The organism is Butyrivibrio sp. FCS006 (assembly GCF_000424525.1).
Taxonomy (GTDB): Bacteria; Bacillota; Clostridia; order Lachnospirales; family Lachnospiraceae; genus Butyrivibrio.
In genome coordinates, this window is record NZ_AUKB01000013.1 from 175,529 (window position 1) to 196,642 (window position 21,114).

A 21,114-nucleotide genomic window follows, 5' to 3' on the forward strand; every position below is an offset into this window, starting at 1 on the left:
GTATAAAAGCAATGGAAAACTGGATGAACGAACATGATGCATGCGGAATAGGAGCGGTGATAAATATAAACGGAAAGCCTGATAACAAGGTGCTTGACGATGCCCTTTCCATCGTAGAAAAGCTTGAGCACAGAGCAGGAAAAGATGCCAGCGGAAAAGTCGGCGACGGCGTGGGAATTCTAGTTCAGATATCTCACAAGTTCTTTTCAAAAGAAGCCAAAAAGCTCGGGTTTAAGATTGGAGGCGCAGGGGACTACGGTATAGGAATGTTTTTCCTGCCGCAGGATTCCATGAAGCGCATGTTCGCAAAGCGAATGCTTGAAGTCATTGCAGAAAAAGAAAACCTTAAGGTCATCGGATGGAGGGATGTGGAAACACATCCCGAAATCCTTGGTGAGGTGGCAAGAAACTGCATGCCACACATCAGCCAGTGCTTCATTGAGAGGCCATCCGATGTGGAGAAGGGAATAGAGTTTGATAGAAAGTTATACTGCCTCAGAAGAGAGTACGAGAAATCTTCTGAGGATACTTATATTTGCTCATTTTCATCCAGAACCATTGTCTATAAAGGAATGTTTTTGGTGGGACAGCTCCGCAATTTCTACGAGGATCTGTTATCACCTGATTACCAGAGCGCTATCGCGCTGGTGCACAGCAGATTTTCCACTAATACCACACCTTCCTGGCAGAGGGCGCATCCATATCGCATGATCGCACACAACGGTGAGATCAATACCATAAAGGGTAACAGTGACAGGATGCTGGCCCGTGAGGAGACCATGTCGTCAGATGTATTTAAGGAGGAGCTTTCCAAGGTCTATCCCGTCATTGCATCCTCCGGATCTGATTCAGCCATGCTTGATAACACCTTGGAGTTCCTGTACATGAACGGCATGGATCTCCCTCTCGCCATGATGATCACAATACCTGAGCCCTGGAAGCACAACGATTTCATGTCTCAGGACAGAAAAGATTTTTATCACTACTACGCAACAATGATGGAGCCCTGGGACGGACCGGCTGCAGTTCCTTTCACGGACGGTGAGCTCTTTGGAGCAACGCTGGATCGTAACGGACTCAGACCATCAAGATATTATGTGACCAAGGATGGAAGACTGATTCTTGCATCCGAAGTTGGCGTTTTGGATATCCCGGAGGAGAATATCCTTGAGAAATCAAGGCTTTCACCGGGACACATGCTACTGGTCAATACAAAAGAAGGACGCATAATCTCCGACAAGGAGTGTAAGGACAGATATTCACTGGCAAAGCCCTATGGCGAGTGGCTCGACAGATATCTTCTGCACCTTAACAAGCTGTCGGTTCCAAATAAAAAGATACCTACCCATACCCAAGAGATGAGAGACAAGCTCTACAAGGTATTCGGGTATTCCTACGAGGACGTCAAACAGCAGATAATGCCAATGGCTACAAATGGCATAGAATCTACTGTTTCCATGGGAACTGACGTCCCTCTTGCCATGCTTTCAAAGCATCATCAGATGCTGTTTTGCTATTTCAAACAGCTCTTTGCCCAGGTTACTAATCCGCCAATCGACTCGCTTCGCGAGAAGGTAGTCACCGATACCACAGTTTATATCGGCTCTGACGGGAATCTCCTTGGGGAAAAGAGCGACAACTGCCGTGTTCTTGAGGTTAACAACCCGATCCTTACGGGCGTTGATCTCATGAAGATCGAAGCTCTGGATCAGCCGGGCTTTCATGTAAAAAAGATATCCCTTCTGTATTACAAGAACACTCCTATGGAGAGAGCTCTGGACCAGCTGAACATCTCAGTGGACAGGGCTACTGCAGAGGGCGTTAACATCATCGTTCTCTCAGACAGGGGTGTTGATGAAAACCACATGCCTATCCCTTCGCTCCTGGCTGTATCCAGCGTCGAGCAGCACCTGGTAAGGACCAAGCAGCGCACGGCAGTATCCCTTATTCTCGAGAGCGGAGAGCCGAGGGACGTCCATCAGATCGCAACACTTCTCGGTTTTGGTGCCCGTGCTATCCATCCGTATCTGGCTCATGAGTGCATCGCAGAGCTCATAGATATCGGAATCCTTGATAAGGATTATCACACAGCAATAGCTGACTACAACAAGGCGCTCCTGGGCGGAGTTGTTAAGATTGCAGCCAAGATGGGCATCTCAACCCTCCAGTCCTATCAGTCCGCCAAGATATTTGAGGCCATCGGCCTGTCAAAAGAGTTTGTTGATAAGTATTTCACCGGAACCACCAGCAGAGTGGGCGGAATCGGCATAAACGAGATCGGTGAGGATGTTGAGCTTCGTCACAACAAGGCCTTCGATCCCCTGGGACTTGCCACCGACACAAGCCTTGATTCCTTTGGATTCCACGGTCTTCGCAGCGGAAAAGACATGGAAGACCACATGTATAATCCAAAGACCATAGTTACTCTTCAGAGAGCTGTAAGGGAAGGGGACTACGAGAGATTTAAGGAATATACACAGCTTGTTGATGATGAGGACAGGCCACATACTCTGAGAGCTCTTTTATCCTTCGTTCCTGCAGGAGAGAAGGTGCCTCTTGAAGAGGTTGAGCCTGCTGAGGAGATCGTAAAACGCTTCCAGACGGGAGCTATGTCCTACGGTTCGCTTTCCAAGGAAGCCCATGAGACTCTTGCTACAGCCATGAACAGGCTTGGCGGAAAGAGTAACACCGGCGAAGGTGGAGAGGATATCGCAAGATTCGGAACAGAGAGAAACAGCGCAGTTAAGCAGGTTGCATCCGGAAGATTCGGCGTTACCAGCAGATATCTTCAGAGTGCAAAAGAGATACAGATAAAGATGGCACAGGGTGCAAAACCCGGTGAAGGCGGACATCTTCCGGGCAAAAAGGTTTACCCATGGGTTGCAAGTACACGTTTCTCAACCCCGGGCGTAGCCCTTATTTCACCGCCGCCTCACCATGACATCTACTCAATTGAGGACCTGGCACAGCTTATCTATGACCTTAAGAATGCCAACGACAAGGCAAGGATATCAGTAAAGCTGGTATCTGAGGCAGGTGTAGGTACCATCGCTTCAGGTGTTGCCAAGGCAGGAGCTCAGGTAATCCTGATCTCAGGCTACGATGGCGGAACAGGAGCAGCTCCATCGTCCTCTGTTCATCACGCAGGACTTCCCTGGGAGCTGGGAGTCAGTGAAGCTCATCAGTCTCTTCTGCATAACGGCCTTAGAAGCCGCGTAGTCCTTGAGACTGACGGTAAGCTCATGACAGGACGAGATGTTGCCATAGCAGCGCTTCTCGGAGCTGAGGAATTCGGATTCGCCACAGCGCCCCTTGTATGCATGGGCTGCATGATGATGCGTGTCTGCTCCAAGGATACATGCCCTGTGGGCATCGCAACCCAGAATGAGGAGCTCAGAAAGAGATTTAAGGGAAAACCCGAGCATGTCATGAACTTCATGCTCTTTGTAGCAAGGCAGCTTCGTGAGATCATGAGCGAGCTTGGCTTTAGAACTATCGAGGAGATGGTGGGAAGAACTGACTGCCTCAAGATGAGGACCATTCCGAATGCGCGCTGCAAGGATGCTGCGGACCTCTCAAGAATCCTTGATACAAGCTATGTGGGACAGGCCAAGAACCACTTTGATCCCAAGGATGTATATGATTTTGGTCTGGAAAAGACACTTGATCATAAGGCTCTTTTACCTGCATACGAGAAGTTTAAGAAAAAACCAGATACAAAGATGAGTGTAAAAGTGGATATTACCAGCACGGACAGAAGCTTTGGAACACTGCTTGGAAGCAGGGTAACGGAGGATTTTGCAGATTCACTTGCTGATGATTCCATCACTGTTGAGGCAACAGGAGGCGGCGGACAGTCATTTGGCGCATTCCTTCCAAAGGGAATAACGCTTAGGCTCTCAGGCGATGCCAACGATGGCTTCGGAAAGGGATTATCCGGCGGAAAGGTCATCGTTGCACCTCCTAAGGAAGCTACTTATAAGGCTCACGAGAACATCATCATCGGTAATGTTGCACTTTACGGCGCAACAGCAGGAAAAGCCTATGTTTGCGGAATAGCAGGAGAGAGGTTCTGTGTCAGAAATTCCGGTGCGCTGGCAGTTTCAGAGGGCTGCGGAGACCACGGCCTTGAGTATATGACCGGCGGAAGAGCAGTTATCCTTGGTATGACAGGCAAGAACTTTGCAGCGGGAATGAGCGGCGGAATCGCCTATGTTCTCGATAAGGAGCATACTCTTTACCTTCGCATGAACAAGGACATGGCAAGCCTTACCGAGCTCACAGAGAAATACGATATCGCTGAGCTTCAGACAATCCTTGAGGATTATGTAAAAGAGACAGGTTCACAGTTCGGAAAAGAGATCCTGGAAAACTTTGATAAATACATCCCTGATTTCAAGAAGATCGTGCCAAACGATTATCACCGTATGCTGTCGGCAATCAGCAAGTTTGAAGAACAGGGAATAGACCATGAAACCGCTGTATTAGAGGCTTTCAAGGAATTGGCATAACAAATGTTATCAATAATGGGAGAAGTTTAAGATGGGAAAAGAAACAGGATTTCTTGAATATAACAGGACAAATAATAAAGATGTTCCTCCAGAAGAAAGGATAAAAAACTTTGAGGAATTTCATGTTCCTCTTGATTCCGAAGAAAGGCGCAGACAGGCTTCAAGGTGTATGAACTGCGGAGTTCCATTCTGCCAGTCGGCCATGAACCTTGGCGGAATGGTTACAGGATGTCCCCTTCACAACCTCATTCCCGAGTGGAATGACGAGATCTACAGAGGACATGATAAACACGCATTTGCAAGGCTGCATAAGACCAGCAATTTCCCTGAGTTTACCGGAAGGGTCTGCCCAGCCCTTTGTGAAAAGGCCTGCATGTGCGGACAGAACGGAGACTCCGTGACCGTGCACGACAATGAGCTCTATCTTATAGAGCAGGCCTATGAAAAAGGATACATAACACCTGTTATACCGCAGATAAGAAGCGGTAAAAAGGTGGCAGTTATCGGAAGCGGACCATCAGGCCTTGCAGTTGCTGATGAGCTCAATCACAGAGGCCACAGCGTTGAGGTGTTTGAGAGGGAAGATGAGATCGGTGGTCTTCTCATGTACGGAATACCCAATATGAAGCTTGATAAGAGCGTTGTTCTTCGCAGAAAGCACCTTATGGAGCAGGAGGGAGTTGTTTTCCACACAGGAGTAAATATCGGACAGGACAAGCATTCCAAGGAATTTCTTGATAGTTTTGATGCAGTGGTTTTGTGCTGCGGAGCCAAGAAGGCAAGACCCCTTGCAGTTGCTGATCCCGGTAAGGTAAAGGGAGTGTATAATGCCGTTGATTTCCTTACAATGAATACAAAAGCTCTTTTAAAAGCAGGAGACAGGTCTGTAGCTGCTCTAAAAACTCAAAAAGGGTATATTGATGCAGAGGGCAGGAATGTTATTATAGTAGGTGGTGGCGATACGGGAAATGACTGTATCGGAACCGTTATAAGACATGGAGCAAAGAGCGTTACAGCTATCGAGATGATGCCAAAGCCGCCTGTAGAGAGGCTTTCTTCCAATCCGTGGCCTGAGTGGCCCAAGGTCCTTAAGACCGACTACGGCCATGAGGAAGCAATTTACCTCTATGGGGAGGATCCAAGAGTCTTTGAGACCACGATAAAGAGCGTAAAGACAGATAAAAAGGGACATATCAAGCAGGTGGAGACCGTGAAGGTACAGTTCAAGGACGGCAAACTTGTTGAAGTTCCCGGCACGGAGAAGACACTAAGGTGCGATCTTCTGCTTATTGCAGCCGGATTCATAGGATGTGAGAATTACGTGGCTGATGATTTTGGACTTGAGCTAAGCAAGAGAGGCACTGTAGTTACAGGCGCTGAGAGTTACCGTGTGGGTGAGAGCAAGGTCTTTTCCGCAGGTGATATGCACAGAGGCCAGTCGCTGGTTGTTTGGGCCATCTGCGAGGGCAGAGAGTGTGCAAAAGAGATAGATGAATATCTCATGGGATATACTAATCTTTGATTGGAGATAGAAACAATGGTTAAAGCTAATGAGAATTATTTAAAATTACCCGGAAATTACCTTTTTTCCACAATCGGAAAAAAGGTCAGGGATTTTCAGGACAAAAATCCTGAGGTTAAGGTGATAAGATTGGGAATCGGTGATGTGACACAGCCCATTGCACCTGCCATTATAAAGGCGCTTCATAGCGCGGTTGATGAGATGGGAAGCGCGGAGACTTTTAAGGGATATGCGCCTGATCTGGGCTACAGCTTCCTTAGAGAAAAGATTTCCGAGGTCGATTTTAAGGGCAGGGGATGCGATATTTCTCCCGATGAGATATTTGTTTCCGACGGCGCAAAGTGCGACTGCTCCAATATTCAGGAGATCTTCAGCCTTGATAACAAGGTTGCTGTCTGCGATCCGGTTTACCCGGTTTATGTGGATTCAAACGTTATGGCCGGAAGGACAGGAATTTATGATGAGATCGCACAGAGCTACAAAGATGTAGTATACATGCCTTGTACAGCAGATAATGGCTTCGTTCCCGAGTTTCCTGAGGAGACTCCGGACCTTATCTACCTGTGTTTTCCAAACAACCCTACAGGAGCTGTGATCAAAAAGGATCAGCTTCAGGCCTGGGTTGATTATGCAAACAAGAATAAGGCCATCATTCTCTATGATGCAGCCTATGAAGCATATATTTCGGAAGGAGACGTTCCACACAGCATCTATGAGTGCGAGGGAGCAAAAACCTGCGCTATCGAGTTCAGGTCTTTTTCCAAGACCGCAGGTTTCACTGGCTTAAGGCTCGGATTTACCGTTATTCCAAAAGAGCTTGAGGCAGGCGGCGTAAAGCTTTGGGACCTCTGGGCAAGAAGGCACGGAACAAAGTACAACGGAGCACCTTATATTGTTCAGAAGGCAGGAGAAGCTGTATATTCAGAAGAGGGAAGAGCGCAGATAAAGACCCAGATCGCATACTATATGGAGAATGCAAGATATATCTATGACGGTTTAAAGAGCGCCGGATACGAGGTATCAGGCGGTGTAAATGCGCCTTACATCTGGCTCCATACGCCGGATAACATGACCAGTTGGGAATTCTTTGATCATCTCCTTACAAAGGCTAATGTTGTAGGAACACCGGGATCGGGCTTTGGACCTCACGGTGAGCATTATTTCAGGCTTACAGCCTTTGGAAGCAGAGAGAATACATTAGAGGCAATAGAGAGAATAAAGAAGCTTTAAGGAGGACTCATGCAGTACACAGTTGAAGAGGTTCTTAAGTACGTTGAGGAGGAAGATGCCAAGTTTATCAGACTTGCGTTTTGCGATGCTTTTGGCGTGCAAAAAAATATTTCGGTAATGCCGGGGGAGCTCAAGAAGGCCTTTGAGGACGGGGCACCCATAAGTGCCAAGGAGATTGCGGGATTCAGGGGAAGCCCTTATGCCAAGCTGTACTTAAAGCCTGATCCTTCAACGCTGGCGGTTCTTCCATGGAGACCTGACAGCGGAAGAGTGCTGCGTATGTTCTGTGATGTTTATACCGCTGATGGAGAGGAGATTTTATCATCCACCAGAAATGTCCTCAAAAAGGCTGTCGATGCTGCCAAGGAAGCCGGAATTGAGTTCAGGTTCGGTTCTGAGACGGAGTTTTATCTCTTTAACAAGGATGAAAACGGAAATCCCACCAGAATTCCTTATGATACTGCAGGCTATATGGACATTGCTCCGGCTGACAGGTGTGAGAACATAAGGCGTGAGATCTGCCTCACCATAGAAAAGATGGGACTTACTCCTGAGAGAAGTCATCATGAGCATGGCCCGGGACAGAACGAGATAGATTTCCACTATGGAAAGCCCTTAAAGGCTGCAGATCAGATGACAACCTTCAAGATGGTAGTAAGTACCATAGCTGACAGATACGGACTGGTGTCGGATTTTTCGCCGGTACCACTTCCCGGAAAGCCCGGAAACGGCTATCATATCAACATTTATGCCGTTGATAAGGACGGCAATGATGTGGCAGGTTTTGCTGCGGCAGGAATAATGGAAAAGATAAGAGAGATCACTCTTTTCCTGAATCCAAGTAATGAATCCTATGCAAGATTTGGAAATAACATGGCTCCGGATAAAGTAAACTGGTCCGGTGCCGGAGAATCCGAGCTTATGTTTGTTGAGACCTACAAGGGCAGGACCCACGTGGAGCTGCGTTCACCGGATGCCTTAAGTAACCCCTATTTAGTGTATGCACTGCTGATAAGGGCAGGGCTTTACGGCATCAAAAATCGTATGGAATTGTCAGAGAAGACCAATGAGGAAGGACTTCTTTTGCCAAAGTCCAAGAAGGAAGCTGAAGAGCTTGCAAAGGAAAGCAGCTTTGTAAAAGAGTTTGTACCTGATGACCTGATGGGAGCGTACATGGGCCACTGATTGGAGGATTGTTATGCCGAGAAAGGATGACTTTCAACACTCCATATTAGTGGTGTCGGGCTCGGAGCAGTTTGACCCCGTGGTGAAAAGGTCGCTCCCGGAAGGGGACTACATGACGGTGGACTTCCTTAGGAGCGCAAGCTCGGCCAGAAGGAACATTTTAGAGAGGTATTACGACATTGTCGTTATAAATGCGCCTCTGCCGGATGATTCCGGAATTGATCTGGCTCTGGACATTGCCGAGGACACCAACATCAGCGTTCTGATCGTAACCACGCCGGATATATATGGAGATGTGCTGGAGAGAGTCACAGACATCGGGATTTTGGCTATTCAGAAGCCTTTTCAGAGAGGTCTTTTGAATAAATCCATAAGATACCTGATTTCTGTGCAGAATAAGCTGCAGAAGCTTTCAAAAGAGATTTTCCGGGCAAAAGAAAAGCTGGAGGAAATCAAGATAATAAGCCGTGCTAAAGTTCTTTTGATAGAAAAGAAGGGTATGACCGAGGATGAAGCCCACAGATTTATTGGAAGTGAGGCCATGAATGAGGGAATATCCAGGCGCAGAGCGGCAGAGAGAATAATGGACGACCTTGAATGAAGACATTTCGAGGGCGTCCATTTCTTAATTTATTCTAAACTGCAAGTTTGGGGCATTAATTGTGTTAAAATTTTATTGTCAAAAACAACCGCATGGGAGAAATAAAATTGCTAACAGCAGAAAACAGTGCTATTGACGTCTCACTAAGGCGCTATAAAAAAGAGCTCTCTACTTCGGGGGGTGGCTATATCCTTTTTGGAATATGGTCAGCCATCAAGGTTGTTATGAGCGTTTTTGTAGGGGAATTATCTGTCAAAAAAATCGTTGACACTTATGAAATAGAGCCGGAAGCTTTGGTGTTTTTCGAAGCCTTTTATTTCACCCTTATTGGTATTGCTGCTGTTGCTGTAGTTCTTTTGCATCTCTATGTAGGACTTGGAGCTATAAGAGCAAGCAGTGGAAGTAAGAAACGAGGATATCTCAGAGTGACGGTCGTTTTGTTGATCTTCGGCATAATCAATTCATTGGGATATGGTGGGCAGGCCGGAGATCTGTCGAATTTCAGCTTTGACGACACGACAATAGCAGCATTTATGGTTGATGTGACGGTAATCTTAATGCTGATTGGCATTTTGCGGTCAGCAAAAATGATAAAGAAACTGACTATGGAAAAAGAACAGGGGATTCAGGGCGCTTAAAGCCCTTTATATCTTACAGACAGGTAGAGTGAAAGAAGGAACAGTCCCAGGGTTTCAGTTATGTGATAGATAAGGGATGTCCACACTATGCCGATCTCTCTTCCCATCAGATATACAGTCTGCATCTGGATGGCCCCAAAAGAAACAAGGAACAGCAAAAGAATTGCCAGTGACCCCAGCTTGATATAGCGGTCATTTAAAAAAATACCGGTCATTACTACTCCGAGAAGTATGGCGGAGAGGATCTCCAGGTATTTAAAGCCGTGAGTCATGTTATAGAGCATGATAAAAGTACCATCGGTCATGCCTTCGCCTGAGGACAGGGCATCCATGAGCATTCCGATGAACCTTCTGTACATTATGGATGTAAACAGATAGATGAGCTCAGCGCCTACGAAAATAACGGCCCAGAGCTGAAGAAGCCTGTTTACTGAAGAAACAGACAAAGAAGCGATGTTATCGCCAAAAACTTCTTTCTGAAGATCGCCCATACTTCTGCGATCTTCCGGGGGAACAACGCTTACATAGCGATTGAGTCTGTCCCAGGTAACATAGAAAATAACTGCTGTTATTAAAATTTGAACTAAAGAAATCGCAAGCTGGCTGTGCCAGAGCTTAAGGTCCAGCATATCTGGGCTTGATGTATTGGCCCTTTGGATAAAGAAGCGCAAAACGCCTTCAACGACGGCGGCAATCAGCTTGATCACGGCCACGGACATTATTGCTTTAGATAAAATGTGTTTTTTGACACTTATATACATGTTAAGACTCCGAAAGTTCTTTTTCATTATCTTACCACAGTGTGACAAAACTGTGATAGAGCCTTTAGTAGAATAAAGTGAACCATGAAAATAACAGCTTAAAGAAGAGGTGGGAATTATGAAGAAAAGCGAGATTTTATTGAAGGTTTGTGCAGTGCTTTTAACTATCTGTTTTGTACTGACAAGCGCAACAGCAGTACAGATCGTAAAGGTCTTTGCTGAAGAAGATCAGAATGAGACATTTGAACAGGAAAGTACAGGTTTTGTAGTAGACCCTGATCCTGATATGAATCCTGAGCCGAATCCGGATCCCGATCCTGATCCCGATCCTGTACAGCCGGATCCTTTTGACTATAACCTTGTCTGTTACACTCCAAGTATAAATTTTGGCAAGGTAAATCAGGGTGATGTGGTTTATGCAAGACAGTTTGCAATCGTTAATATTGGAACCACAACATTCCCTCTTACATGGGAAGAAGTTGATCCCTACACAGCATTTGATGTTGGATCCATATCTCCAACCAATGTTATGAAACCTCAGGATTCAGTTCTTTTCTCGGTTTCACCAAATGAGGGACTTAAGCCCGGAACATATACAGCAAGATATACATTCTTTTCAGAGAACGACTATAGAAGACACCATACAGCAATTGTTGACGTAACAATCACAGTTGTTGACGCTGCGCCATATATCACAAGCGTTGACGTAGTTCCTGCTTCTGCTACAATTCCCGCAGGAAAGGGCTTTGACTTCGATGCAAATGTAAGCGGTGGAAATAATTATGATCCTTCCGTAATCTGGTCTTTGGCAGGAAATCAGAGCACCGGAACAACTGTTGACGGAAGCGGAACAGTATATGTAAGCCCCAATGAGACAGCATCTTCTTTCACAGTAGTTGCTACATCTGCTCAGGATCCTTCAAAATCTGACAGAGGAGTTATAACGGTAGCAACTGTTGATCACGTTATCAGCATTAAGGCAGATCCTGCTGAGGGCGGAGCAATTGCCGGAGGCGGAGCTGTAAGAGATGGCGGAAACTGCACAATTTCGGCTTCTCCTAATAACAACTATGTATTCAAGGGTTGGTACGAGGGTGGAAACCTTATTTCCAGCACCGGACAGACAACCATCAACAATATTACTTCAGATCACACTTTTGTTGCTAAGTTTGAGAGACAGTCCTGCTATGTAAAAACAGGCGTTAACAACGGCGACGGCGGAACGATCACAGCAAGTCAGAGCGTACCTTACGGCGGTAAAATAACCATCACAGCCAAGGCCAACAGTGGATACAGCTTTGCAGGATTTGTTGAGAACAACAAGACAATCAGCACCGCTTCTTCTATCGAGCTCAACAATATTACTACTGACAGAAACATAACAGCTGTTTTCAATCGTGAAAAGTGCACAGTTAACGTATCTGTATATCCTCAGGATACAGGTAAGTACGAAGGAGCCGGAACCTATAACAAGGGCGACAGGGTGGCTCTTACAGCAAAGGCCTATGACGGATACCAGTTTGTTGGATGGAGCGTTAACAGCCAGATAGTTTCAAAAGATGACAGGTATATAATTGAGCATATAAAGAGCGATCTCAACGTAGTTGCCAACTTTATGAAGATAAACACAACAACCTACAGGGTAACGGCAGGTATTGCAACTACAGGCGGAACAATCTCTCCAAGCGGTGATTTCAACATCCCCGAGGGAAGCAGTGTAACTTACAATATCATGGCTCAGGCAGGATACAGGATTACTGCAGTTATGGTAGACGGAAAGAACATCGGTGCTGTTACAAGCTACACCTTCAACAATGTAAGAGGCGGACACAGCATAACAGCAAGCTTTGAGAAGATTCCGGAAGCTCCTAAGAAATCAAATACATCCGGTCAGACCACCAAGAAGAACTCAGACAATAATCCGGCTGTAGCAGGGGCTCAGAAAAAGACTGAATTCAACGAAAAGACAGCAGCAGAAGGAGCCGTTACAGAGCAGAAAGTTGTTGAGGAGAAGATTCCTGAGCAGGTTGAGGTTCTTGATGATGAGCAGCATGCAGAAGATGTTTACACTGAGGCTACAGCGGCTGAAACTATGGAAGAGGCTTCAGAAGCAGTATCAAACAGCGTAATGGCAAAGCACAACATGGATGAGACTACACTTAGAATTCTCATCGAGGACGACGCTGTACTTCCGATGCTCAGAGAGGCATTTGAGGATGGAACTCTTCAGATCACAGTAAATAACACATATGCTGCAGATCAGCAGGAGACAGCAGTTCAGCTTTATTACAGCCAGCCGACACTTGTTAATTTTGAAGATGTAATTGCTGAGACTCTTACATCAGAGGAGAAATACCAGGTTCTCACAGGAACTCCTATTTCCTTCAATATCGACATTACTGAGAACACAGATACCGTTGATAAGGGAACAAAAGAGCTTATGCAGAAAAAGATCGGTTATAAGCCGGTAAGCTACTTTGACTTCCTCATCATGAAGACCAGCAATGGAACAACCACAGTGATCAACCAGACAAAGACAGATCTTGAAGTAGTAGTACCCATCCCTGAGCAGTACAAAAAGGATGGCAGAAAGTTCTTCGTGATTAGAAATCACAACGGCGTGGTTGATATTCTTGAAGATGTTGGAAATGACCCTGATACAATCACATTCAGAACAGACAGATTCTCTGAATATGCTATCGCTTATGAAGCAATAAATGTAAACAAGCTTGTACTCAGAGTTGTTATTGTGGCATTTATTTCATTTATTCTTGCGATAATTTGCTTCGTAAATCTTGTAAAATATAAGAGAAGAGCAAGAAGGGCAAACAGACCAAGAAGAGCATGATTTAAGTGTAGAAGAAATGATAAAAGAGATGTACAATTTAAAGTAAGTATCCATGTTAAGAGGAGGGGGAAATGCGTTTCGTTCAATCAGAGCAGATTAAAATTGCAAATCTCGAGTCTAAGATGGACGTAGCTCAGGAAGTTGTTGAGAACTACATCTTTGATACAGGGATAAAGGGCAAGGATGCCTTAAGACTTAAGCTTCTCTCGGAAGAAGTGCTTCGTCTGGCAAAATCAATAATAGGCTATGGAATCATGAATTTCTGGCTTGAGGGTAACTCAAGGGTAACCAAGATCTACCTCACAGCCGAGAACCATATGGATAAGAGCAAAGAGGATGAACTGATCTCTGTATCATCAACAGGAGAGAACAAGGTTGAACAGGGCTTCTTTGGAAAGCTCAGATCACTCTTTGTAGTAAATGCACCAACCACATCAAAGTGGTCACTGAAGGACTATCAGGAAGAGTTAAGGCGCAGGAAGGAAGAGGATAAATATTCTCAGGAAGCCTGGGATGATCTGGAGAGATCACTTGTAGCCAACCTTGCTGATGATATTGAAGTCGGTGTGGGCAAGGACAATATCGAGATGATAGTTACCAAGGACTTCTCAGAGGCTCTGGGAGCTATCGGATCAAGAGTTCCTGTTGCAAAGAGCGACTTTACCTTTGTTGACAGCAACAAGATCGATGAGGGCAAGGTATATGCAAGAGCAGACGAGCTCATCGAAGAGCTTGAAGTATCTGCCAAGGATGCAATTCACTTAAAACTCTTGTTTGAAGAGACCATCGGAATGCTCAAGGCAATGACAGCAGACTTCAGAGCAGAGCTCTGGTTTGAGAAATACAAGAACGTATGCTGCCTCAAGCTTACAGCCAAGACACTTATGGACGCAGGCAAGAAGAAAGACCTGATCCAGGTGGCTTCAGACAGAGACAACAGCGCTGTTAAGGGCTTTATGAGCAAGATCGGAGATGTCGTTGAGAACGGACTTTTGAACTACTCTGAGGTTATGAAGCTTCAACAGCAGTATGGAACCGGATATGTAAGCTTTGGTTCTATGGGTATTTATGGTATCATGGAAGGTAGCTCCGATCCCGGAGTTATGTGGTCACTGAGCGACTACAGGGAGTCACTTGGAAACGATCAGGAGAATGATCCCAGTGCAAAAGAGGCTTGGGATGAACTTGAAAAATCTATCGTTGCAAGTCTTGCCAAGGACGTACTTGTTGGCGTAAAAGGTGATAGAATAGATATTACAATGGTATATGGGCTCAATTCATGAGTTTCAAGAGAGGAGAAATAGCACAATGACAATTAACAAAGTAGCAAATGGAAAGGACCTCATTATTTCTTTAGCAGGAAGGCTTGATACTACAACCGCACCGCAGCTTGATGATGAGCTTAAGGGGGGGCTTGACGGAGTAGAGAAGCTTGAGTTCGATTTCACTGACCTCGAGTACATCTCATCTGCCGGACTCAGAGTGCTGCTTTCAGCTCAGAAGATCATGAATAAGCAGGGAAGCATGGTTATTAAGAACGTTAGCGAGGAGATCAACGAGATCTTTGAAGTAACAGGTTTCGTAGATATTCTTACAATCGAATAATTTTGTTGCATATGGTACAGGCAAAAGGCATGTTTATGCCTTTTGCCTATTTCTTATAGGATTACAATATGAAAGAAATCGTATTAGATGCAAAAGTCGATAACCTGCCTCAGGTCCTTTCATTTGTGGATGAGGAGCTTGAAAAAGCTGAATGTTCCATGAAGGGAATGATGCAGATTGATGTTGCCGTGGAGGAGATTTTCGTCAACGTTGCAAGCTATGCCTATGAAGGCAAAGAAGGCAACTGCAAGATTGAGGTGGATGCTGACCCTGGAAATCAGTATGTAACGATTACTTTTACCGATGAGGGAATCCCCTACAATCCTTTGGCAAAAGAGGATCCGGATGTAACCTTGTCCGCTGAGGAAAGAGAGATTGGCGGATTAGGTATATTTATCGTGAAAAAAAGTATGGACAAGACAGCCTATGAAAGAAAGGATAACAAGAATATCTTCAGCATGGGTTACTCTTGGGCATAAAGGGGGATAAAAAATGGCATCGATTGCAAAAGATCTTGATCCTAAGCTGTTTTATGATGCGATAGTTCACTTTGACGAGAGTGATGAAGCCAAAGAACTCTATTATCAAGTCATGGATACTCCGACCGGAAGGAAGAATAAGAGCGGAAGCGATGAGACTGTAAGAGACAGAATCTTAAAGGCTTACGGCGTTCTCTTTTGCGAAGAAGCAGGTCTTGAGCCCGGTGATAAAGCGGGGGTGGACGAGGTCGCTGATACAGCTGACAGGCTCTATATCGGAGGTACAGGCTACGATCCGGATCACTGGTATCGTATGAAGTACCATTTCCCGGTTATCGACGACGATAATTATGACAGATTCGCAGCACTGGTGCTGGCCGACATGAACTGTGGCCCGCTTCATGATGCTGCTCTTAATGATGGAGACACTCTGGTGGTTGGAGAGGCTGATCCTCTTCACATGACTGCTCAGCAGCGCAAGAACCAGAAGGTTAAATCAGTTTCATTTCCTTCAGGAGGTGCACAGTGACAATACTAGCAGTTGATGATGACAGCACCTCTTTAAAGAAGATCAAGGGTATTCTGGCCAAGGCTCTGCCCGAAGCTACATGTTATTTCTTCGACGAATCTCTGGCAGCGCTTGCCAAGGCTCGTGAGGAAGAGATAGATGTGGCTTTTTTGGATGTGGAAATGCCTGAGCTTTCAGGAATAGATCTCGGAAGGTATCTAAAAGAACTTAATCCTTATGTGAACCTGATATACCTCACTGAGGATACCAACTATGCGTATGAGGCTATGAAGCTTCATGCCAGTGGATACCTGAAAAAGCCCGGAAACGACAAGGATGTGAAGGGCGAGCTTGAATCCCTGCGTTATCCTGAGATGCGCAAGAAATTCAAGAGAGTTTTTGCTCAGACCTTCGGTAACTTTGAGTTTTTTGTTGATGGGCAGCCGGTAGAATTTAAGTATAAGAGGACAAAAGAGATTGTAGCGCTTCTTATCAACAATAGAGGAGCCCAGACCACAAACGGCGAGATCATCGCTTCCTTGTGGGAGGATGACGGTGATCCCGAAAAGAAACTTTCATACCTCTGCAATCTGCGTCAGGATCTTCAGAATACCTTTAATAAGCTTAAGCTTGACGGTATCCTTTTAAAGCAGCGCGGAAGCATGGCTATTGCCAAGGACAGGATAGAGTGCGATCTCTATGACTGGCTTGATAACGGCAATGATTCGAAATACAAATACATGGGTGATTACATGAACCAGTACAGCTGGTCGGAATTTTACCATGCTGAGCTGGATGAGATAAGCTACGACCTTGAAGAAGATGCTATGAAGTAAATGAACAGATTCTGCAAGCGTGGGGAGGATAAGAGATGGAAGGCTTATTAAGTTTAGCCGTATATGTAGTGATCATCGCTGTTGTGATCATAAGCAGGAAGAAAAAGTTTAATAAGATAAATACAAGTAACCCCGGCGCCATGCCCCATCAGCACAAGCCGGCCAATGTATATGAGACCTATAACAAGAAGTCTCCAAGAAATGATTCCGGTACAATGCCTCATAAGCATGAGAAGAATCATTATACTTCAATGGCTGATGCGTCCAAACTTCCAAAGGGATACATACTTCTTAACGGAGAACCTGTGAGAGTGGCTGATCTGGAGGGAAAATAAGGTGAGAGTTTGTCTTTTAAATGACTCTTTTCCGCCTATAATAGACGGAGTTGCAAACGTAGTAATGAATTATGCGAGGATAATGACAGAAAATCTGGGCGACCAGGTGATTGTCGGAACTCCGCGCTATCCGGATGTTGATTATACAGGCTACCCCTACGAGGTGGTAGCCTATTCTAGTGTAGATACCACTGATCTGGTAAAGGGCTATAGGACAGGAAATCCGCTTTCTGTAAGCGGAGTGGGCAGGCTTTCAGAATTTAAGCCGGAGATAATCCATACTCACTGTCCGGCTTCTTCTACAATCATGGCAAGAGTTCTTCAAAAAGAGCTGGATGTGCCGATTGTCTTTACTTACCACACAAAATTTGATGTTGATATCGCCAGAGCAGTGGGCGAAGGCTTTCTTAAGAAGGAGACCATAAAGGCTATGGTATCCAATATCTCTGCCTGCGATGATGTCTGGGTTGTTTCAAAAGGCGCCGGCGAGAATCTAAGATCCCTTGGCTATGAGGGCGATTACCGTGTTGTCTCCAACGGTGTGGATTTCCAGAAAGGAAAGACAAGTGATGCGCTGGTAAAAGAGACTACTGCCGGCTACGATCTCCCTGAGGGGGTTCCGGTATTTCTTTTCGTGGGAAGAATTATGAAATATAAGGGAATTCCCATTATCATCGACGCGCTGAAAGAGCTCTCGGATAAAGGCATAAAATATCGTATGGTATTTGTGGGAGGCGGAGCTGATGCGGAAGAGATGCAGGAGAAGGTATGCGAATATGGCATCTCGGACAGTGTCATTTTCACAGGTCCCATCCATGAGAGAGACAAACTAAGAGCCTGGAACACCAGGGCGGATCTGTTTCTGTTCCCTTCTGTCTATGACACCAACGGAATTGTTGTCAGAGAAGCTGCAGCCTGTGGTCTTGCTAGCGTCCTGATCAAGGATTCCTGCGCAGCCGAGGGCATAACACATGACAGAAACGGCTTTATCATCGAGGAAGATCCCCATTCCATGGCTGCATTACTGGAAGAGGCATCAAAAGACCTCTCTCACCTGGCTCAGGTCGGTCAAAACGCGATGGATGAGATCTATATTTCCTGGGATGAGAGTGTCAGGGATGCAAGAAACAGGTATGATGAGATCCTTCAGATGTTCAGGGACGGTAGTCTCCCAAGAAAGAAATGGTCCGGAACGGAGCTTCTTCTTGACTCTGCATCCAAGATAATAAGCGGAACAGGAGAGATATTTAACACCTCCAGAAGTATTCACGAGGGTATGAGAGAAAACTTTGAGGAATTCAAAGACGAAGTTCGGGATGGACTTCAGGAAATAAGGGAGAAGATCGATGAATTCATCGAAAGAGGTCAGGAATAGAGACTGGTATAAGAGAATGAGCTTCTATCAGATATGGATAAGGAGCTTTGCTGATGGTAACGGAGACGGTATTGGAGACCTGTACGGCGTATACGACAAGCTTGATTATATAAAGAGCCTGGGTGTGGACGGAATCTGGTTTTCGCCGATTTATCCTTCTCCCAATGCCGATTTTGGCTACGATATTTCAGACTACAAGAATATTCATCCGGAATACGGCGATCTGGATCAGTTTAAAAAGGTTCTGACAAGAGCCCATGAATTGGGACTTAAGGTAATAATGGACCTGGTGGTCAACCACACTTCCGATGAACATCCCTGGTTTATAGAAAGTCGCAAGGGTAAGGACAATCCCTACAGCGATTATTACATCTGGCGCGATAAGCCCAACAACTGGGACAGCCTCTTCGAGGGCGAAGCCTGGGAGTATGACAAGGTAAGAGGACAGTATTATCTGCATATTTTTGCCAAGAAGCAACCCGACCTGAACATGGATAATCCTAAGGTTAGGGAAGAAGTTAAATCTATAATGAAGTTCTGGCTGGACATGGGTGTTGATGGTTTCAGAGAGGATGTCATCAACTTCATTTCCAAAAAAGAGGGGCTTCCAAATGGTCTGCCATTTTTGCCGGCAGCAAAAGGTATGTCCCACTACAAAGATGGTCCTCATATCCATGAGTACCTTGCAGAGTTCAGAAAAGTCTGTGATGAGTATGATTGTTTCCAGCTTGGCGAAGGGCCAATGACAACTGTTAAATCTGCACTTAATTATTTGACGGGACCAACAAAGTCCCTCGACATGATGTTCTCATTTGACCATATGATGGCTGATTGTTTCTTTACAGAGTACATGCACAGGCCATTTTCATTGGTCAAACTAAAGAAAGCCTTTACCAAGTGGCAGAAAGCACTTGATGGAAAGGGCTGGAATGCGCTCTATATCGAGAATCACGATCATCCCAGGATCATCAGCCGCTACGGGAGCGAACACCACTGGCGTGAGAGCGGAACTATGCTGGCTGTGTCATATCTTTTCCAGCAGGGAACGCCCTTTATCTATCAGGGGCAGGAGATTGGAATGATGAACATCAGGCTGACCTCCATCGATCAGTACGTGGATGTTTCCAGCAAGACCAATTACAATACTTATCACTTAAAAGAGAGCGTAGAAAAGCGTCTTCAGAGGATCCATGTCTCCAGCAGAGACTCCTCAAGAACACCTATGCAATGGGATGACAGTCCACATGCCGGATTTTCTACAGTAGAGCCCTGGTTTTTTGTAAATTCCAACTATAAGAAGGTGAATGTTGCTGCAGAAGAAAAGGACGATGACAGCATCCTGAATTTCTACAGACGCTGCATCGCCCTCAGAAAGAGCTCTGAAACACTTATTTACGGTAAGTACAACGAGTACTTCCCTAAACACAAGGAGCTTTATACCTATGAGAGAGTTTTGGATAACGAGCGATATCTTATAATATGCTCATTTTCAAGGCTTCCGCACAGGATGAGGATCCCTGATTCCTACAAGGGATGCACCGGAGAGATGGTTCTTTGCAACTACTCCGATGAACCTCTTAAGGACAATTGGCTTAAACCCTACGAAGCGAGGGTCTATAAGTATTAACCGCCAAGCTTTGCCAAAAATGTATTTACAAAGCTGATACCAAGCTGGGTCAGGATGATTGTTCCGATCCAGTAGATAAAATACACTATCATTCCGGGATTGAGGACGGCAGTTTTAAATCTTTTGCCTTTCTCAATCTCTTCTTCGTGGTGATCAAACACAAACTTCTTATGCAGCAGAACTGTCAGGATCAGGCCTGTGAAAACGGCTATGATAACAAATAATCCTACAGTAGCCATGCCTGCCAGAGCAGCCAGATTCTCCTGAATAAAGTTCATATAGCCTTCTGTATCTCCGTTTAGAAGATATCCCTGCATCTCAGAGATGTTGACTCCGCTTAACATAAACTTGCTCAAATAGGTACTAAATCCGTTGACTATCATGTGTATTGCGATGGAATAGCCAATCTTGCCTGTTCTCATGTAAATGAAGGCGAAAAAGCAGCCTATTGCAAATGCGTAGGAGCACTGGGCCAGGTTCCCGTGATAGAGTCCGAACATAACACCGGACATCAGCATGGCTGTTACTTCGCCGTAGTTTATTACCCTGTCGATGAGGAATTTCCTAAACAGCAGCTCTTCCCATATCGGCGCAATGATTGCTGCAAAAAGTACCATCATGAACGGTGACATATTGTCCACTACATCCAAAAGCGGATTGACAGCGCCATTCCCCGTGGCGCCTCCTATAAGGGAGTTAAGTACCATTCCGACTACGTTGGCTGCGACCATAACAAAGTAAGTTATGAATACGCAGGCAATAAAGCCCCCGACTCCGAGTTTGTTTTTCTTTATTTCAAACTTGGGAAGCTTACTGATAGCAAGGAACATAAGCGGATATATAATGACAAATCTGATCAGGAAATAGATGATCATCTGAGTTTGTCCGCTAAGTGCACCCTCAGAAAATGCAACGTTTCTTATCAGCAGAAAAAGAGCTATGAACGCCACATATACCAGATAGAGGGCGGTATAACTGAATCCGAATCTTGAGTAAACCTTCTTTGCTGCTACTTCATTCATACTTTGACCTCCTTTTTCTCCATATTATGCT

At 45.4% G+C, this 21,114-nt stretch carries 17 protein-coding genes; 15 read left to right on the forward strand and 2 right to left on the reverse strand.

Annotation, left to right across the window (positions count from 1 at the left end; all coding sequences use genetic code 11):
- Positions 1 to 11 precede the first annotated feature (11 nt).
- From gltB to G633_RS0105600, 6 genes are all read left to right on the forward strand, one after another.
- Positions 12 to 4,511: a glutamate synthase large subunit gene (gene gltB / locus G633_RS0105575; RefSeq protein WP_035770769.1), complete on the forward strand. Its 4,500-nt coding sequence runs from the start codon at positions 12 to 14 to the stop codon at positions 4,509 to 4,511.
- Between the two features lie 31 nt (positions 4,512 to 4,542).
- On the forward strand, positions 4,543 to 6,033 hold the full coding sequence (locus tag G633_RS0105580; RefSeq protein ID WP_022767700.1) for a glutamate synthase subunit beta: 1,491 nt from the start codon (positions 4,543 to 4,545) through the stop codon (positions 6,031 to 6,033).
- 15 nt (positions 6,034 to 6,048) lie between these two features.
- On the forward strand, positions 6,049 to 7,263 hold the full coding sequence (locus G633_RS0105585) for an LL-diaminopimelate aminotransferase (protein ID WP_022767701.1): 1,215 nt from the start codon (positions 6,049 to 6,051) through the stop codon (positions 7,261 to 7,263).
- A 9-nt stretch (positions 7,264 to 7,272) separates the two neighbouring features.
- Entirely contained in the window at positions 7,273 to 8,448 is a 1,176-nt protein-coding gene (locus G633_RS0105590) for a glutamine synthetase family protein (RefSeq protein ID WP_022767702.1), read from the forward strand.
- Between the two features lie 13 nt (positions 8,449 to 8,461).
- Entirely contained in the window at positions 8,462 to 9,049 is a 588-nt protein-coding gene (locus tag G633_RS0105595) for an ANTAR domain-containing response regulator (protein WP_022767703.1), read from the forward strand.
- Between the two features lie 92 nt (positions 9,050 to 9,141).
- Positions 9,142 to 9,687, forward strand: a complete 546-nt coding sequence (locus G633_RS0105600) for a hypothetical protein (RefSeq protein ID WP_155834917.1) — start codon at positions 9,142 to 9,144, stop codon at positions 9,685 to 9,687.
- Here G633_RS0105600 and G633_RS0105605 read toward each other — a convergent pair.
- Positions 9,684 to 10,316: a hypothetical protein gene (locus tag G633_RS0105605; RefSeq protein WP_207638101.1), complete on the reverse strand. Its 633-nt coding sequence runs from the start codon at positions 10,314 to 10,316 to the stop codon at positions 9,684 to 9,686. The two genes, G633_RS0105600 and G633_RS0105605, sit on opposite strands and share 4 nt — an antisense overlap.
- 250 nt (positions 10,317 to 10,566) lie before the next feature.
- Between G633_RS0105605 and G633_RS0105610 the strand changes: the two genes are divergently transcribed.
- The 9 genes from G633_RS0105610 (at position 10,567) to G633_RS0105650 (ending at position 20,061) form a co-directional block, all read left to right on the forward strand.
- The gene (locus G633_RS0105610) at positions 10,567 to 13,296 is read left to right on the forward strand and encodes an InlB B-repeat-containing protein (RefSeq protein WP_026519318.1); all 2,730 of its coding nucleotides are present in this window, start codon (positions 10,567 to 10,569) and stop codon (positions 13,294 to 13,296) included.
- A gap of 71 nt (positions 13,297 to 13,367) precedes the next feature.
- A complete protein-coding gene (locus tag G633_RS0105615) occupies positions 13,368 to 14,579 on the forward strand; it encodes a hypothetical protein (RefSeq protein ID WP_022767707.1) in 1,212 nt (403 codons plus the stop codon).
- Between the two features lie 25 nt (positions 14,580 to 14,604).
- Entirely contained in the window at positions 14,605 to 14,901 is a 297-nt protein-coding gene (locus G633_RS0105620; protein ID WP_022767708.1) for an STAS domain-containing protein, read from the forward strand.
- A gap of 68 nt (positions 14,902 to 14,969) precedes the next feature.
- Entirely contained in the window at positions 14,970 to 15,380 is a 411-nt protein-coding gene (locus tag G633_RS0105625) for an ATP-binding protein (RefSeq protein ID WP_022767709.1), read from the forward strand.
- 13 nt (positions 15,381 to 15,393) lie between these two features.
- Positions 15,394 to 15,909: a hypothetical protein gene (locus G633_RS0105630; protein WP_026519319.1), complete on the forward strand. Its 516-nt coding sequence runs from the start codon at positions 15,394 to 15,396 to the stop codon at positions 15,907 to 15,909.
- Complete coding sequence (locus G633_RS0105635) at positions 15,906 to 16,724, forward strand: response regulator (protein ID WP_026519320.1); 819 nt, start codon at positions 15,906 to 15,908, stop codon at positions 16,722 to 16,724. Before G633_RS0105630 ends, G633_RS0105635 begins: the two co-directional genes overlap by 4 nt.
- A 35-nt stretch (positions 16,725 to 16,759) precedes the next feature.
- A complete protein-coding gene (locus G633_RS0105640) occupies positions 16,760 to 17,059 on the forward strand; it encodes a hypothetical protein (RefSeq protein WP_022767712.1) in 300 nt (99 codons plus the stop codon).
- A 1-nt stretch (position 17,060) separates the two neighbouring features.
- Positions 17,061 to 18,434, forward strand: a complete 1,374-nt coding sequence (locus G633_RS17505; RefSeq protein WP_051199984.1) for a glycosyltransferase — start codon at positions 17,061 to 17,063, stop codon at positions 18,432 to 18,434.
- Entirely contained in the window at positions 18,406 to 20,061 is a 1,656-nt protein-coding gene (locus tag G633_RS0105650) for an alpha-glucosidase (protein ID WP_022767714.1), read from the forward strand. The genes G633_RS17505 and G633_RS0105650 overlap by 29 nt, the downstream gene beginning before the upstream one ends.
- On the opposite strand, the gene G633_RS0105655 is transcribed toward G633_RS0105650, so the two are convergent.
- Positions 20,058 to 21,083: a CPBP family intramembrane glutamic endopeptidase gene (locus G633_RS0105655; RefSeq protein ID WP_022767715.1), complete on the reverse strand. Its 1,026-nt coding sequence runs from the start codon at positions 21,081 to 21,083 to the stop codon at positions 20,058 to 20,060. The two genes, G633_RS0105650 and G633_RS0105655, sit on opposite strands and share 4 nt — an antisense overlap.
- Positions 21,084 to 21,114 lie beyond the last annotated feature (31 nt).